Consider the following 16,852-nt stretch of genomic DNA (forward strand, 5'->3'; position numbering starts at 1 on the left):
GCCTTCGACAGGCTCGGCAGCAGGATGAAGAAAAATGAACGCGTCACAGCCCCGCGGGGGGACGGCGGAATGTCAGGTCGATGCGTGCGGAGGATCTCGCGAGGCGAAGGGCCAACGGCCCGGATCTGGCACGAAGGCCAGCCCGGGCGGTGCACGTGGAAGTGCCACGGCATACGCCACTTCGAGCGCGGCCAGCAGCTGAGCGGGTGCTGTGGCGTGGTGCACATAGGCAAGGCACCATTCGCACAGGCCGCGCGCTTCCTCGTCGTGGCCGAGAGATCCGGCGTCCACGCGGGTTTCAAGCGCTGCTTCCCGTTCTTCACCTGCCAGTGCCTGCCGCAGATGCCCGGCTTCGTGCAACGGCATGCCGATGGCCGCGTTGAAGAACACGGCCAGCAGCAGAAGTCGAAGGAGGCGTTGAAGCTGGAGGGGGCGAAGCTGCATGGCGAGGGGGAAGAATCATACTGTTGCGAGACGATGACACGAACATGACCCGCGCCGTCCGACGGCAAGGCCGGCGGAGTATGAAGATTTCCGGACAGTTCATACATACGCCATCGGCCGTATCGGATCGTGCGGGAGTCTTCGCCGCCCGCTCAATGCGAGCATCAGCAGCGAGACAAGAGACAGGTCGAAACAGGCGTACGCCTCCTGCAGACATGCCTCAGGCTGGCGAGCGTCCTGCACTGGAAGCCCTGCCGCTTATCCACATGTCCACCGCCAGCATGACCAGCAGGGATGCACCCACCAGTGGAAAGGCGATGCCGCCCAGCGCCAGCATTGCCAGCACAACGCACAGCGTGCGCCGGTCCGAGGGCAGCGGCGGCACGCCGAGCCCACCTGCGGGCCGTCGCTTCCACCACATGGTCGTGGCACTGACGCACAGCAGCACGATGCCCACGCAAACCGCCACGAGCACCGCCTGGTTGGGAACGCCGAACTCCTGGCCCAGGTGAACGTTGATGCCCCATTCAAGCCACCGCGCGACCGGGCCGTAGTCCGCGTAGCGCATGTCGATCAGCGTCTTGCCGCTGTACTGGTCGATGTGGATCACTCGCTGCTGCGCGAGGTCGCTCGGACAGGCTGAGGCCGTGTAGACGCCGCTCGAACCCTGGGGCGGGTTCACGGTGTAGCCCCGGGCAATGCCGAGCCGCTCGAAGATCCTGATCGCGGCATCGAGACCGAGGGCGCCCTCGGCAGCCACGGGATGCATGACCGTGCCAGGCTCTGCATGTCCCTCATGGCCTTCATGCCCCTCGTGACTCGAGCGCGGAACCTTTGCCTGTTCGAGCGACCACGCCGTGGGCGCCCCGTCTGCCAAGCGCTGCTGCGACATCGGCATCTGCACGCGCACACCCGATGGATAGCCGAAGTTCTGCCCATTGGCCCACTGGTTGACCTTGGCGCCCCAGAACACCGACCACGGCATGCCGGTGAACGCCAGGAACACCAGCGCGGCGCCGACGAAGATGCCCGTCACCGCATGCAGGTCGCGCCAGAACACGCGTTGGCGAGGTCGCCCGCGCACCGTGACCACGCCGCCACGGCGCCCACGCGGCCACCAGAGGTAGATGCCGGTCGTCACCAGCAGGATCGCCCACCCGGCCGCGATCTCGATGGCACCGCGCGCCACCGACCCGAAGTACTTGAGGCTGTGCAGCTTGCGGATGGTCCAGGCCACGCTCCCGCCCTCGGGTAGCGTACCCAGCACCTTTGCGCGATAGGGGTCGACGAACACGACGAGCTGTTCACCGCTCGCACTGGCAATACCCACCTCCGCCGAATCGCCCGTCGAGGCCGCCGGCGTGTACTTGCGCAGCGTGCCGGGGTGGGCCGCCAGTGCGGCCCCGACCAGTTCGCTGTGCGCCAACGCGGGTCCCTGCCTCGCCTGCACGAACTTCAGATCGTGGTGAAAATACCCGTCGATCTGCAGCTTGAAGACGAACAGACCGCCGGTCAGCGCGAGCCAGATCAGGAACGGCAGCACGAGCAGACCGGCATAGAAATGCCAGCGCCACACGGCGCGGTAGAGGCTGCCGGCAACGAAGGGTGCCGTCTGGCGCGGCAAGGCTTGTGCGGTCATCAGAACCTCATGTTCAGGCTGGCGTACACACCCCGGCCGTCGCCGGGCGAGTAGCCCGAGGAGCCGCTGTCGTACCAGGCATAGACGTACTTGCGGTTGGTCACGTTCTTCATCTGCAGGTTCACGTCCATCGTGGGAGACACGCGGTAGGTGGCCCCGAGGTTCAGCAGCGCATAGCGTCCGAAGCGGCCCAAGGTGTTGGTGCGCTCCACGTAGTAGTCGCCCTGCGCGTTGGCCCAGCCGGAGAGCTTGAGCTTGTCGCTCGCCTGGTAGTCCACGCCGGCGGACACCAGGTAGTGCGGCACGTTCTCGATCTCCTTGCCGCGCGTGGCGGGTGCGCTCGGGTCCGGTGCCGTGATGCGGGCCCCCTGGTGCGAATAGGCGATCCAGGCCGTGGTGCGTGCGTTCGGCTTGGCATTGAGCTGGATGTCGAAGCCCTTCCTGAGCGTCTTGCCGACGTTGCCCAGGCCACCCGGGTCCGGCAGCCCGTCGACGCCCAGGACGCGCGCGACTTCCCCGGATGCGCGCTGCTCCCAATAGGCGACACGCCCGTCGAGCCATGGCAGCGGATTGAACTTGACGCCGGCCTCCCAGCCGTCGTTGATCGACGGTTGGAGGTTGCGCGCCTGCGTTCGGTAGGCATCGATGCCGGTGCCGATCTGGAAGGTGCGGCCCCAGTTGGCGTAGAGGCTCGCCTGCGGATTCAGCGCATAGGCCACGCTGATCTTGGGCTGCTGGATGAGCCCGTAGTCATGCACCGGCGAGGTGGTGCGGCCGAGCCGGTCGGTGAACTGGCCGCCCACGTGGTCGACCCGGAAGGCCGGCACGATCTTCAAGGCCTCGACCGGACGGATCACCGCCTGCACATAGGCCCCCTGCGTGTCGAGATCGAAATCCCAGTCGCGAAATTGCGAGGTGCGCACGCGCTCGGTGGTGCGGTAGCGCTGGCCGAGGTTGTGCTGCCACTGCGCGTCGAGGCCGCCTTCCAGCGTGAACTCGTGCGCCCAGCCGACCTGGGGCCGCCAGGTCAAAGAGGTGATCGCGCCCTGCTGCTTCTCGTCGTTGTAGCGCTCCTGCTGGGCGCTCGCTGCGGAGAAGCGCACCCAGCGCCGGTTCTCGTACTGGTTGGCATAGACCTTGGTCGACCATGAGAGGGTGTTCGTCAGTTCACCGTCCAGGTGCGCACTGAGCTGCGCCGTCTCGCGCTCGCCGCGGTCGGCCGATGCATACGCGGGCGAGCTGCGCGGCGTCCTCATGGCCTGGTCGTAGCTCAGGTAACCAGACTCCAGCGCCTTGTTGCGGTAGTAGCGCGCGATGACGCCGGCGCGCCAGCGACCGTCGTCGCTGGTGTAGAACCACTTGCCCGAGAAGGCCAGCTTCCTCGCGTCGGCATGGTCGCGGTAGCCGTCCGAATCGCGGTAGGCCAGCGAATAGTTCTGGCTCCAGTTGCCGCTCTCGATGCCCTTGGAAATCTCGACCTCCTTGGTGCCGAAGCTGCCGAGGGTGAGGCTTGCGCGCCCCTGGTTGCCACCCGTGCGCGTGATGACGTTCGCGTTGCCCGCGATGTTGTTCAGCCCATAGCGTGGGTCGTTGGTGCCGCGCACGATCTCGATGGCCTCGATGTCCTGTGGGAACACCGCATCGAGAAACGGCATGCCGCCCGCGTTGTCGTTGCTCGGGATGCCGTCGATCAGCAGCTTGACGGCATTGACGCGGCCTTCGCCGTTGAAGCCGCGGAACGAGAAACGCCCCGCGTCGGTGCCTTGCTTGAACTGCGTGACCTGCACACCCGGTGCGCGAGAGAACAATTCCCAGCTGTAGTCGACGTGCTGGTCTTCCAGCACGCTGGCGCCCAAGATGTCGACCGAACTGAACACCTGCCGCGCGGACAGCGGTCCGCTGGCCGTGGCCTGGATGTTGACGGTGCCCAGCGTGAGTGCGGAACTGTCCGTGTTCTTATCGGTCTGTGCGGCAACGGGGGCTGCGAAGACGGCCTGATCGGGCGTATCGGCTGCGAAGGCCCATGTCGGTGCCCAGAGCAGCGGGCCGAGCTTGAAGGAGTTGACCAGGAGCCTGCGGCGCATTGAATTCGTGTAGTTCATGAAGTTGATCTCGTCGCTTGGCTTCATTTCAAGCTCGGCGTCGAGGAAAGCGCCGAGCGCGTCTGCGCCAGGAAGTCCTTGAACATGTCGTCCACCATGGCCTTGACCGCCGGCGCGGCAGTGCGCGGCGTGCCGGCGTTGAAGGGCGGCTCGGGGGCGTACTCCGCGAGCAGCTGCATCGTCTCGGCATAGGGCCGATCGCGCAGCATGGCGACCATGCTCAAGCCCAGGTCCAGGCCGGCGCTCACGCCGGCGCCAGTGATGCGGTTGCGGTCGCGCACCACGCGCGCGTCCACGGGGATGGCATCCACGTCCATCAGCAGCGGCCGTGCGACCCAGTGCGAGGTCGCCTTGTAGCCCTTGAGCAGCCCGGCCGCACCGAGCACCAGCGACCCGGTGCACACGCTGGTCACCCATTTCGCGCTGGCGCCGCGCTGCGCGACGAAGCGCAACAGTTCTTCGTCGCGCAGCGCTGCGAGTGTGCCCTCGCTGCCGCCCGGTACGAACAGGATGTCGAGTTCGGCGGGACATTGCGCGAGCGTCGTGGTCGGCGAGATCGACAGGTGGGTGTCGCTGGTCACCGGCGCCATGGTCCTGGCGACGTGGTGCACCGTCGCGCCCACGAGTCCCGCGAACATGTATTGCGGACCCACGAAATCCAGCGCGGTGAACCCCGGTTAGAGCAGCATGCCGATCTGCTCCTTGCCGGTCCAGTGCGCGGGCATGGCGCTCATGTCGTGCGAGGCAGTCACCGGCGAGGCCTTGTCTTCGGCCGCGCCGGCCAGCCAGGGGGAAGCGGCCAGGGCGGCCGCGGCGGTGCGAAGGAATGATCTGCGTTCGATGGTCATGCCGTTCCTCTTCAGTAGTCCAGCCGCAGCGTCAGCCTGGCGGTGCGCGGCGTGCCCAGCTTGATCCAGTCCGAGACGAACTGATGGCTGCCCGTGTAGTACTTCTTGCCGAAGAGGTTGTCGATGTTGAATTGCAGCGCCGCCTTGGCGCTGCCCAACGCGAAGCGGTAGGCCAGCATCGCGTCGACACGCGCATAGCCCGGCAACTGGAAGGTGTTGCCCACATCGCCCTGGCGCCGGCTCTGCGCGAACACACCCGCTCCGCCGCTCCACTGGCTGTCGAAGGCATAGCGTGCCCAGAGGCTGGTCGTGTGGCGCGCGACGTTCGCGAGTTGCTTGCCCTCGTAGGTTGGGTCTTCGGTGACTTTGGTGTCGGTGTAGGCGTAGGAGCCGATCAGCGAGAGCCGCTTGGTGATCTCGCCCGACACGTCCCACTCCAGGCCGCGCGAGCGCGCCTTGCCGATGGTGACGGTGTTGTAGAACGGCGCCGTGTCGATGGGCACCGACCCGGCGCGGTTGCGCTTGACGAGCTGGTAGAGCGCCACCGTCGAGCTGAGCTTGCCGTCGAAGAGTTCGATCTTGTGGCCGATCTCGATCTGGCTGGCCTTTTCCGCCTTCAGCGCCGCCTGGGTCACGGCGTCGCGGCCGTTGTTGGCCGAAACGGCGTCCTGGTACTGCGCATACACCGCCTGGTTGGGCGCGAACTGCCACACGGCGCCCAGGCGCGGCGTGGTGAACGAGGCCTTGTTCGGCGGCGTGGTCGCATCGCTGGCGTACACGGCGCTGGTGCGGTCGTGGCGCAACGCACCGGTCAGGAACACGCCGTTGCCGAAGGCCAACTGGTCCTGCAGGTACACGCTGGTCCAGCGGTTCTGGTCGCGAATGTCCAGGGGCGAGGACATCGCGGTGTCCAGCCTCGGCGTTGCACCGAGCAGTGGGTTGTAGATGTCCACCGCGGACAGTTGCTGGAAGTACGCGGTGCCGCTCTTGCGGCCGTTGTAGGTGTCGAAGCCGATGAGCACCGTGTGCTTGACGCCGCCGGTGTCGAACTTGCCGATGAGGTCGACGTTGAACTGGTCAAGCTTGTATTTGCCCTTGGGCCGCGCGTAGTAGTAGTACCGGCACATCGGGTTGCCCGAGCCCGAGCAGGTGTCGCCCGGCGACATGCCGGCGCCCAGGTCGACGCGGTAGGGCGTCACGTCCATCTCGGAGGTGTCGCCGCGCACGCTCAGCACCTTGCCCTTGACCTGCCAGGTGTCCGACAGCTGGTGCGAGCCCTCGATCTTGAAGCTGGTGGTCTTGGTGCCCGACAGCGTGGGCGAATCGTTGAACTGCCGTGACCACGGCAGGTTGGCCGGCCTGTCGCCCACGGCGGGCACGCCGTAGTCGGTGCGGTAGCGCTGGGTGCTGTAGTCGATGGTTGCGGTCACGCTGGTGCGCGCATCCGGCACCCAGGCCAGGCTGCCGGTGAAGGCACCGAGCTTGTCGGTCACGTAGTCGCGAATGGAGTCCGCGTTGTAGTACGAGGCGGCCACGCGCGCTCGCACGGTGCCGTCCGCATTGACCGGCCCCGAGGCCTCGATGCCGGTGCGCGACAGCCCGTACTGGCCGACCGTCTGCTCGAAGCTGAACGCCGGCACGCTGCTGATCGGCTTGGTCACCACGTTGATGAGACCGCCCGGTTCGGCGCGGCCGTACAGCACGCTCGACGGACCCTTGATCACTTCGACCGACTGGACGTTGGCCATGTTGATCGGTACGCCGGTGACCTTGCTTCCGTCGATGTAGTAGCTGGAGCTGCCGGACATCGGACCCATGGCCGTCATCGAGGCACTCGGAAAGCCGCGCAGGATGGCCAGCGGCTGCGCCGAGCCGTTGAAGCCGAAGTCGAACTGCACGCCGGCCACGTTGCGCAGGGCGTCGCCCAGGGTCAAGGCACTCTGGTCCTGAATGACCGAGAGCGGCACGGTCTGCGTGCTTTGCGGGTTCTGCAGCGAGGGGGTGTCGGTGCGCGTCGCGGTCGCGCTCTCGGGGGCCTGGTAGCTGTCTCGGTCGGCGCTGACGGTGACCGGGGGCAGGCTCTGCTGCGCGCTGCTCTGCGCGAGCGCGGGGCCAGCACCGAAGCTCAGGCCGGCTGTGCACAGTGCGGCGGCCAGTGGTTGGAGGCGGAAGATGCTTCTCATGGGGTATGTCTCTGCGCGATGGGGTGGAAAACGTAGGCGCCGCAAGCGGGGTTGCACTGCGGGGCGGCAGCGCCGGTCAACGTGAGTGCCGCCGCGCAAGCAGCGCCGAACAGCACCGCGACGCCGACCCACGGGCGCAAGGCCGCATCGACTTCACGCCAATAGAAGGCGTCGTCAGAGAGGAGGTTCATGGCGCAGCCACGGCCGAATTGCCGGCCTGTGCCACGCGCTCGACATCACGCTGCTGCGTGGTGGTCAGAACGGGTTTCAGGAACAGGCACTGGCACGCCGCATCGGCGGAGCCTGTACGGTGCACGGCGCTGTCTGTTCTCTGGGCGCTCTCCAGCGCCACACGCCAGTTGGCCCACAGCAACCAAGCGGCCAGGCCGAGGGTCGCTCCGACATTCAAATGCATCAAAGCGCGCAACGCACGCTCGACGTAGGACATGGAAACTCCTGAAGCCGAACACGTCGGTCCGGCGAAATGCAAAAGATCCGCTGGCAGGCGTCAACGCCGGCAGCGGAAGGCTTTGGATTTCAGGAGATGCGCGGAGGCGCGCGGGGCTGTGCAGTCGACCACGCAAACAAGGTGCGCGGTGCTGCGCGAAAGAGTGCGGGCAGGCCATAGTGCAAGGTCGGCACGAACAGTACAGGCGAGGATGCGGGCGGCAGGCCCAGTTGCACCGCATGCGACGAGCAATAGGGGCAGTGCGCCCGCGCGTGATCGTCGGCCTGCTTGCTATTCGACGGTTCGGCTGCTGCGCCATCGACATGCACCAGCTGTTGACCCAGGGCCGTGCAGACCTCGACCCAGCCCGCGCCGCCTTGCGACGGCTGGAATGCGTACGACAGCACTGGCGCGACGGAACCCATCAGGACCGCCAAGCAGGCGATCCATGAGATAAGTTTTCTGAAGCGGTGGCCGACGCGCATGGCCGGATTGTAGATGCCTAGAAATGACAACGACTGGGGGACAAAGCACGTCGCCCCAGACAACAAACCGCCGCCCCGGTACTGACTTACGGCGTGCGCCAGCCAACTCGGTGCCCTGCCGTCGTCGCATCGTGACGGGCATCGTCTTCGGTGTGCCAGTAGATGCTGGTCATGCTGATGTTGGCGTGACCCAGGTTGTCGCGGACCACTTTTAGGTCGAGTTTCTCGCTCAGATGGCTTCCGGCAGTGTGGCGAATCCAGTGCGTCGACGCCTGCTCGAGATGAGTTGCCGCTGCCTGGAAGTCGGGACCGCGCTGGCGCAGCGCTGTCGCGGCTGCGTGCATCACCCCCTTGGCGAGTTCGTGAACGACGCTTCGTGCCATCGGCTTTGATCGGGGCGATCAGCGTCATCACCAGCGGCGTGCTTTCACCCAGCCCAATGCCTTGTGGCAGATCGACTTCAAGGGCGACTTCGGCATGGCTGCAGCACGCTGCTATCCGCTGAACATACTGGACGACCATTCGCGCTTCAATCTCGCGCTGAGGGCCTGCCCAGGTGTGAGCATCGACAGCGTGCAGCCGCACCTGGTGCAGGTCTTCACTCACTACGGGCTGCCGGTGCGTAGAGGGACCGCCACCCATGAGCATCTCAGTTCTTCACGGCTCCGGCACTTAGGGCGTTGGCTTCCAATTTGCCAATACTGGTGCACACGCACTGCACACGGACGCCCCTAAGTAGTTGATTTTCCTCAGGTTTCCGATTTATCCATCATCGGCGCGACCGACAAGCGGCCGGCCCAGGTGTGTTCAGTGTCCATAGATAACGATGACTTGCCGCTTCAGGTCCCGCCGAAGCAGCAGAACATTTTTCAAGCGCAAGGCGCGCACGGCGAATGCCCGCATTTTGCCCCCTGCGCCAGCGCCGCCGCACGCAGGGCTGCGGCGCATCAACGCTCGCGCGCGGCGCGGCGCAGCACCTGGGTGATCGGCTCCACCATGTACTGGAGCGCGGTGTGCTCCTCTCCCCGCAGGTAGATTTCGGCAGGCATGCCGGCGAGCAGCTTCAGGTCTCCCGCCGTCGCGAGAGAAGCCGGGTCGGCCTCGACCAGCACCGAGTAGTAGGGAGCGCCGGTCGCATGGTCGACCAGGCGGTCGCCCGACACATAGATCACCTTGCCGTGCACCAATTGCGTGGTGCGGTACTTGAATGCCGTGAACCGGATGTCGGCCGGCTGCCCGCGTTGAATCCGCCCGATGTCCTCGGGGCGGACGCGCGCATCGGTCACCAGGCGGGTGTCGTCCGGCACCACGTCGGCGATGGTCTCGCGAGGCGGGATCACCGCGCCGGGCGTCGAATACTTCAGATCGATGATCTCGCCGCTGGCCGGCGCCGTGATCACCTGGCGCGCCGAGGCGTCGGCCGACTTGCGCCGCTCCTGCTCGATCTCGGCCAGTCGCGCCGCCGTGACCTTGAGCTGGTCGCTCGCCTGCTGGCGGTAGTCGCTCTCGAGCGAGCGGATGCGCAGATCGGCATCGACCGTGCGCTGCTCGGCGCGCGCCAGCTCCGCGCGCCGCTCCTCGATCTTCACGCCGTAGTCGGCCACGGTGCCTTCGAGCTGCGCGATGCGCGTGGCCGAAATGAAGCCATCCTTGAGCAGCTTGCGGTTGGTCTCCAGATCGTTCTTCTGGAACTTCATCGACTCGCTCGCCTGCATGATCTGAGCGCGCAGCGCGCCGATCTCCTCGGCCACCTTCTCGCGCTGCGAACGCAGCAGGCGCACCTGCCCCACCAGCGCATCGCGCCGCGCCTCGAACAGCGCGCGCTCCTTGTCCAGTTGCGCTGCCAGGCGTGGGTCGGCCGCCGCGGTCTCGACCACGTCGGGAGCGAAGGTGATCGTGCGCGCCATGGTCTGCTCCGCGTCGAGCCGCGCGAGGCTGGCGCGCTCGGTCTTGACGCGGTGGTCCAGCCGGTTCCTGTCGGCATCGACCGAGACGTCGCCCAGCACCAGCAGGGGCTCGCCCAGCCGCACATGCTGGCCGTCGCGCACCAGGACCTCGCGCACGATGCCGCCTTCGGCATGCTGCACCGGGCGCCGGTTCAGGTCCACCTTCACATAGGCCTGCGCCACCACGGCGGACGACAGCGGCGCGAAGCCCAGCCACGCGGCGGCCGGCAGAAATCCGCAGACCAGCACGGCCAGGCCCCAGTGCATCAGGCGGCGCGCTTCGCGCACATGCAGCGCGAGAGGGTCGTTGGCCGCGATGGCATGCGCCGCGTGATTCATCGGACAACCTCCGTGCTGCGCACTGCGGTGCGAGCTTGCTTGGGGCGGCCCGGCGCGGCGCTCATGACACCTTCTCCGCAGGGCGCGACGGCATCATCACCACCTGGGCGCTGCCCGTGTTCTGGCCCGAACGCCTGATCGTCTGCATCACCTCCGCCGCCGGTCCGTACTGCTTGACGCGGCCGGCCTCCAACACCAGGAGCTTGTCCATATGCTGCACCAGCGCGCTGCGGTGCGTGACGACGACCACCGTGACCTGCCCGCGCAGCGCCTTCAAGGCCTCGCCCAGCGCCAGTTCGCCCGCCCCGTCCAGGTTGGAGTTGGGCTCGTCCAGCACCAGCAGCTTCGGGTTGCCATAGAGCGCGCGCGCCAGCGCGATGCGCTGGCGCTGGCCCGGCGACAGCATCACGCCCATGTTGTCGACGACGGTGTCGTAGCCCTCGGGCAACGCCAGGATCAGCGCATGCACGCCGGCACGCTGTGCCGCCTGCACGACCTTGTCCGCATCGACCTCGCCCAGCCGCGCGATGTTGTCGGCAACGGTGCCGGCGAACAGCTCGACATCCTGCGGCACATAGCCGAGCCAGGGGCCGAGTTCTTCGCGCGGCCATTGCGCGAGGTCGACCTCGTCCAGCCGTACGACACCTGCATGCGGTCGCCACAGGCCGGTCAACAGGCGCACCAGGGTCGACTTGCCGGCACCGCTGGGGCCGGTGATGGCCAGCGACTCGCCGGGCTCCAGGCTCAGCGACACGCCCGCGAGGATCATCCGCTCGCCCTGCGGAGGCCGGAACACGAGGCCCTCCGCGTACAGGCGGCCACTCGGCGCCGGGAGCGCCATGCGTTGCGGCTGCCGCTCGGCGGCACCCAGCACCTCGGACAGGCGCGCGAAGGCAAGGCGCCCCTCGGCCAGCACGCGCCAACTCCCCACCACCTGTTCGACCGGCGCCAGCGCCCGGCCGAGCAGGATGGTGCAGGCCACCAGGATGCCCGGCGTGCCTTCGCCCGTGATGACGAGGTAGGCACCCAGTGCCTGCAACAGGACCTGCACCGCCTGGCGCGTGGTGCGCGTGAGCGCAGCCATCGCCACCGACTTGCGCGCGGTCGGCCCCTGCCGCGCGGCGACGCCGGCGTTGAGATCCCGCCAGCGCCCGATCACCGCCTCCCCCATTCCGAGCGATTGCGCCAGCTCCGCGTTCTGCATCGAGGATTCGAGGTAGCGCGTGGCCCTGGCAGCGTCCTTCTGCAGGGCTTCGATGTCGCGGCGCGTGATGCGGTCGTTCACCACGGCAAGGATGAGCATCAGCACCGACGCGGCGGCGGCGGCCATGCCCAGCATCGGATGCGCCATCCAGATGACCGCGACATAGACGAATGTCCATGGCACATCGAACAGGGCCAGCAGGCCCTGGGCGGAAAACAGGCTGCGCAGCGCCGCGACGTCGCGCAAGCCTTCGGAAGGCACGCGCTCGGCGCGCCGCGCCGTGCGGGCCAGCATGACCTTGGCCACCACCGGAGACAGTTGGTCGGCGATCAGATTGCCCGCGACGCCCTGCAGCCGGCTGCGCAGGTAGTCCAGCATCAGCATCAGGCCGAGCGCCACGGCGACGCCGATCAGCAGCACCAGCAGCGTCTCCCGGCTCTGGCTCGTCAGCACGCGGTCGAAAACCTGCAGCATGAAAAGCGCGGGGGCGAGCAGCAGCAGGTTCACGAAGAACGAGAAGCCCGCAACGAAAAGAAGCGGCCGCTCGAGAAGCTGGAGAAGAGGCTTCATGTCGATTTCTCTCTTGTGCCGCCACCCGCACCCGCGGGCGGCGGGCGGTTTCTCACAGCCCGACCTTGATGTCGTTGCTGTCGAAGGTGTCGGCCGGATTGCTCAGCGTCAACGTCGCCACCAGCGTGCGGTTGGCGGCGCCCAGGCCGTCGGCGTCGTAATACAGGTTGCCCGTCGCGCTGTCGTAGATCACGTGCACGCCCGCCCCCACCACGTCTCCCGCGCCACCGCCGTTCAAGGACGCGAACTCGGCCGCCGACAGCGTGCTTCCGCTCGCAGTCGTGAGGGCCGTGAACGTGCCGCGCGACAGCTCGATCAGGTCGCCGCTCGCCGCCGATCCCGACGCATCGAAGTCGGTGATCGAATCCACAGCATTGGGTGCCGAGTCGAAGACGAAGGTGTCGTTGTCCGCGCCGCCGGTGAGTATGTCGGCGCCGGCCCCACCGACGATGCGGTCGTCGCCCGCAAGGCCGTTGATCACGTCATTGCCGCCGCCGCCGCGCAATTGATCGTTCGACGCCGAACCGGTGATCGTGTCGGCGAAGGCCGTGCCGATGACGCCCTCGAAGTTCCTGTAGCTGTCGGTGCCAAGCCCGGCGGCGCTGGCATTGAAGCTCGTCGGGCTGCTGCTTTGCGTCAGCGTGAACGTGAGCCCGGCGGTGCCGTCCGAGAAGTCGAGCAGGTCACCGGTGCCCCCTGCCCCATCGAGCGTGTCGTTGCCGGCACCACCGCGGATGATGTCGTTCGAGGCGCTGCCGGTGAGGGTGTCGGCCAGGCCCGTTCCGATCACGCCTTCGATGTTCTGGTAGGTGTCGTTGTTACCGAGTCCGCCGGTGCCGTTGACGATGCTGGTCGATACGGCACTCTGGACCAGCGTGAAATTGACCGCCACGGTCCCATCCGAGAAGTCGAGCAGGTCCTCGGTGCCGGCACCGCCATCCATCGAGTCGTTGCTGCCCAGGCCGCCTCGCAGCACATCGTTGCCGGCACCGCCCGACAGGGTGTCGTTGCCGTCGCCACCGATCAGGAGGTCGTTGCCGGAAGAGCCGAGCAGCGTGTCGGCTCCGTTGCCGCTGCCTCCGATGAAGACGTCACCGCCCGCACCGCCGGTCAGGTTGTCGGCGCCGCCGCGGCCATCGATGAAGGAGGCCTGGTAGGTGCCGGCCGCGCTGAGATCGATCGTGTCGGCTGCGTTGCCGTTGGACACGGCCATGACATCGATCGTCGCCGTTGCCGTGGCGGTGCCGCCGGCCCCGTCCGACACGGTGTACTGGAAACTGCCGGCCGCGGCGCCCGCCGTGCTGCCGCTGGTGAAGCTGATCGTGCCGTTGGTGGCGTCCAGGGTCAGGCCCGAAATCCCGACCGCGCCGCTGACGCCTGTGATCGTCAAGGCAAGACCGTCGATGTCGGTGTCGTTGCCGAGCAGCGAACTCGCCGACAGCGTGACCAGCGTGCTGCTGGACACGATGACCCTGTCGGTCGCGGCGACCGGGTCGTCGTTCACCGCGTTGACGGTGATGCTCGCCGTGTCGGTGGCGCTCGAGAACGCGGAGCTGCCTCCATTCGTCACGGTGCTGGCCGTGGTGCCTGCCGTGCCGCTCGTCTGGTCCCAGGCGTGGAAGGTGACGCCATTGCCGATTGTCCCATTGAAGTTCGAATTCGCCTGGAAGTAGACACGCGTGTTCGCGTCCGCGGCCAACAGCAGCGCGGACGCGTCCGACACCGCACCCACCGCTGCCCAGCTGGCGCCGCCGTTGGTGGAATACCACCAGCTTCCGTTGGAGGCATTCACCCCCGACAACGCGATGCCGGTGATGGCGCCGTTGTCCGCATCGGTCACGTTGTCGAGGCCGCCGGCCGGCGGATTCAGATTCACCAGGCTCGATACGAGCGTCCCGACGGCACCGACCGGCGCGCCGGCATCCTCGTTGACCGACGCCAGGGCGGGTGTCGCGGCAGCATTCAGTACAGGGGCATCGTTGGTGCCGGCGATGGTCACGGTCACAACCCGGCTGGCGGTGCCGTCGGACGAGACTGCGGTGAAGCTGTCGCTGATTGATTGACCGGCGCCCAGTTGCTGGATCGCCGTCTGGCCGTCGTTGGCCGTGTAGGTCCAGTTGCCGTCGGCTGCCAATGCGAAGCTGCCGTAGCCATTGCTGCCGGTGGTGCTCGCTTGAGGCGCAAAATTCGACTGACCCGCATCCACGTCGGCAATCGTCAGCGCGCCGCTGGCCGCGAGACTGCCACCGGACACCGCGACGTCTTCTTGCACCGTAGCGCTGGCCATACCACCAATCGTCGGTACGTCGTTGGTCCCGGTGATCGTCACGGTCACCACTTGACTGGCCGTTCCGTCGGACGAGACTGCAGTGAAGCTGTCGCTGATCGTTTGACCTGCGCCAAGCTGTTGGATCGCCGTTTGGCCATTGTTGGCCGCGTAGGTCCAGTTGCCATTCGCCGCCAGCGTGAAGTTGCCATAGCCATGGCTGCCGGCAGTGCCCGCTTGGGGCGCGAAGTTCGACTGGCCCTGATCGACATCGGCAATCGTCAGCGCACCGCTGGTGCTCAGGTTCGGCGTCGAGGCATCCTCGGTCACCGCGCCGCTGGCGACGCCGCCGATCACTGGCACGTCGTTGGTGCCGGTGATCGTTACCGTCACCACTTGGCTGGCCGTTCCGTCGGACGAGACCGCGGTGAAGCTCTCGCTGATCGACTGACCTGCACCGAGCTGTTGGATCGCCGCTTGGCCATTGTTGGCCGTGTAGGTCCAGTTGCCATTGGCTGCGAGCGTGAAGTTGCCATAGCCGCTGCTTCCGGCAGTGCCAACCTGGGCTGCGAAGCTGGACTGGCCCGTATCCACATCGGCAATCGTCAGCGCACCACCGGTGCTCAGGTTCGGCGTCGATACGTCCTCGGTCACCGCACCGCTGGCGACGCCGCCGATCACCGGCACGTCGTTGGTGCCGGTGATGGTCACAGTCACCATTTGGCTGGCCGTCCCATCGGACGACACGGCGGTGAAGCTGTCACTGATCGACTGACCCGCACCGAGCTGCTGGATCGCGCTTTGGCTGTTGTCGGCCGTGAAGCTCCAGTTGCCATTCGCCGCCAGCGTGAAGTTGCCATAGCCATGGCTGCCGGCCGTGCTCGCTTGGGGCGCAAAGTTCGACTGGCCCGCATCCACATCGGCAATCGTCAGCGCACCGCTGGTGCTGAGGTTCAGCATCGAGGCATCCTCGGTCACCGCGCCGCTGGCGACGCCACCAATCACCGGCACGTCGTTGGTGCCGGTGATGGTCACGGTCACGAGCTGGTTGGCTGTGCCGTCGGAGGAAACTGCGGTGAAGCTCTCGCTGATCGACTGACCTGCGCCAAGCTGTTGGATCGCGCTTTGGCTGTTGTCGGCCGCATAGATCCAAGTGCCGTCGGCCGCCAGCGTGAAGTTGCCGTAGCCGTTGCTACCCGCGGTGCCAGCCTGGGGCGTGAAGTTCGACTGCCCCTGGTCTACATCGGCAATCGTCAGCGCGCCGCTGGTGCTCAGGTTCGGCGTCGAGGCATCCTCGGTCACCGCGCCGCTGGCGACGCCGCCGATCACCGGCACGTCGTTGGTCCCGGTGATCGTCACGGTCACCACTTGACTGGCCGTTCCATCGGACGAGACTGCAGTAAAGCTCTCGCTGATCGATTGACCGGCGCCCAGTTGCTGGATCGCCACTTGGCCATTGTTGGCCGCGTAGGTCCAGTTGCCATTCGCCGCCAGCGTGAAACTGCCATAGCCATTGCTGCCCGCGGCGCTCACTTGGGGCGCGAAGTTCGACTGGCCCGCATCCACATCGGCAATCGTCAGCGCGCCGCTGGCCGCGAGGCTCCCACCGGACACAGCAACGTCTTCCTGCACCGTAGCGCTGGCTACACCACCAATCGTCGGTACGTCGTTGGTCCCGGTGATCGTCACCGTCACCACTTGGCTGGCGGTGCCATCCGACGACACCGCGGTGAAGCTCTCGCTGATCGACTGACCTGCACCGAGCTGTTGGATCGCGCTTTGGCTGTTGTCGGCCGTGTAGCTCCAGCTGCCGTCGGCCGCGAGCGTGAAGTTACCGTAGCCGTTGCTGCCGCCGGTGCCGGCCTGAGGCGTGAAGTTCGACTGCCCCTGGTCTACATCGGCAATCGTCAGCGCACCGCTGGTGCTGAGGTTCGGCATCGAGGCATCCTCGGTCACCGCACCGCTGGCGACGCCGCCGATCACCGGCACGTCGTTGGTGCCGGTGATCGTCACCGTCACCACTTGGCTGGCGGTGCCATCCGACGACACCGCAGTGAAGCTGTCATTGATCGACTCCCCTGCACCCAGTTGTTGGATCGCCACCTGGCTGTTGTCGGCCGTGTAGGTCCAGCTGCCATCGGCCGCGAGCGTGAAGCTGCCATAGCCGTTGCTGCCGCCGGTGCCGGCCTGGGGCGTGAAGTTCGACTGCCCCTGGTCTACATCGGCAATCGTCAGCGCACCGCTGGTGCTGAGGTTCGGCATCGAGGCATCCTCGGTCACCGCACCGCTGGCGACGCCGCCGATCACCGGCACGTCGTTGGTCCCGGTGATCGTTACCGTCACGAGTTGGCTCGCCGTGCCGTCGGACGAGACTGCAG

At 66.8% G+C, this 16,852-nt stretch carries 13 protein-coding genes; all 13 read right to left on the reverse strand.

The annotated features are described in order from the left end of the window. Nucleotides 1-72: 72 nt before the first annotated feature. Nucleotides 73-444, reverse strand: coding sequence for a hypothetical protein (locus AC1DFC_RS23365; RefSeq protein WP_080515734.1), 372 nt, complete (start codon nucleotides 442-444; stop codon nucleotides 73-75). Nucleotides 445-664: 220 nt separating this feature from the next. Next, entirely contained in the window at nucleotides 665-2,083 is a 1,419-nt protein-coding gene (locus AC1DFC_RS23370; RefSeq protein ID WP_012747194.1) for a PepSY-associated TM helix domain-containing protein, read from the reverse strand. After that, nucleotides 2,083-4,167 (reverse strand): TonB-dependent receptor, encoded by a 2,085-nt coding sequence (locus AC1DFC_RS23375; RefSeq protein ID WP_041945651.1) that lies wholly within the window; start codon nucleotides 4,165-4,167, stop codon nucleotides 2,083-2,085. Before AC1DFC_RS23375 ends, AC1DFC_RS23370 begins: the two co-directional genes overlap by 1 nt. Before the next feature lie 41 nt (nucleotides 4,168-4,208). Beyond that, complete coding sequence (locus AC1DFC_RS23380) at nucleotides 4,209-4,847, reverse strand: DJ-1/PfpI family protein (RefSeq protein WP_478079940.1); 639 nt, start codon at nucleotides 4,845-4,847, stop codon at nucleotides 4,209-4,211. 15 nt (nucleotides 4,848-4,862) lie between these two features. Beyond that, nucleotides 4,863-5,033: a hypothetical protein gene (locus AC1DFC_RS23385; RefSeq protein WP_208856293.1), complete on the reverse strand. Its 171-nt coding sequence runs from the start codon at nucleotides 5,031-5,033 to the stop codon at nucleotides 4,863-4,865. 11 nt (nucleotides 5,034-5,044) lie between these two features. Next, complete coding sequence (locus AC1DFC_RS23390) at nucleotides 5,045-7,216, reverse strand: TonB-dependent siderophore receptor (RefSeq protein ID WP_012747192.1); 2,172 nt, start codon at nucleotides 7,214-7,216, stop codon at nucleotides 5,045-5,047. Then, on the reverse strand, nucleotides 7,213-7,407 hold the full coding sequence (locus tag AC1DFC_RS23395; RefSeq protein ID WP_012747191.1) for a hypothetical protein: 195 nt from the start codon (nucleotides 7,405-7,407) through the stop codon (nucleotides 7,213-7,215). Before AC1DFC_RS23395 ends, AC1DFC_RS23390 begins: the two co-directional genes overlap by 4 nt. Beyond that, nucleotides 7,404-7,664, reverse strand: coding sequence for a hypothetical protein (locus AC1DFC_RS23400; RefSeq protein WP_012747190.1), 261 nt, complete (start codon nucleotides 7,662-7,664; stop codon nucleotides 7,404-7,406). The genes AC1DFC_RS23395 and AC1DFC_RS23400 overlap by 4 nt, the downstream gene beginning before the upstream one ends. 89 nt (nucleotides 7,665-7,753) lie before the next feature. Continuing rightward, on the reverse strand, nucleotides 7,754-8,149 hold the full coding sequence (locus tag AC1DFC_RS23405) for a DUF2946 domain-containing protein (RefSeq protein WP_080515733.1): 396 nt from the start codon (nucleotides 8,147-8,149) through the stop codon (nucleotides 7,754-7,756). 86 nt (nucleotides 8,150-8,235) lie between these two features. Further along, nucleotides 8,236-8,532, reverse strand: coding sequence for a site-specific integrase (locus AC1DFC_RS23410; RefSeq protein ID WP_041945469.1), 297 nt, complete (start codon nucleotides 8,530-8,532; stop codon nucleotides 8,236-8,238). A gap of 564 nt (nucleotides 8,533-9,096) precedes the next feature. After that, nucleotides 9,097-10,434: an HlyD family type I secretion periplasmic adaptor subunit gene (locus AC1DFC_RS23415; protein ID WP_007828149.1), complete on the reverse strand. Its 1,338-nt coding sequence runs from the start codon at nucleotides 10,432-10,434 to the stop codon at nucleotides 9,097-9,099. A gap of 61 nt (nucleotides 10,435-10,495) precedes the next feature. After that, nucleotides 10,496-12,208 (reverse strand): type I secretion system permease/ATPase, encoded by a 1,713-nt coding sequence (locus AC1DFC_RS23420; protein WP_007828148.1) that lies wholly within the window; start codon nucleotides 12,206-12,208, stop codon nucleotides 10,496-10,498. 52 nt (nucleotides 12,209-12,260) lie between these two features. Then, on the reverse strand, nucleotides 12,261-16,852 hold a 4,592-nt coding region (locus AC1DFC_RS23425), incomplete at its 5' end, for a beta strand repeat-containing protein (protein WP_478180065.1).

It is taken from the genome of Variovorax sp. 10L421, from assembly GCF_056395365.1.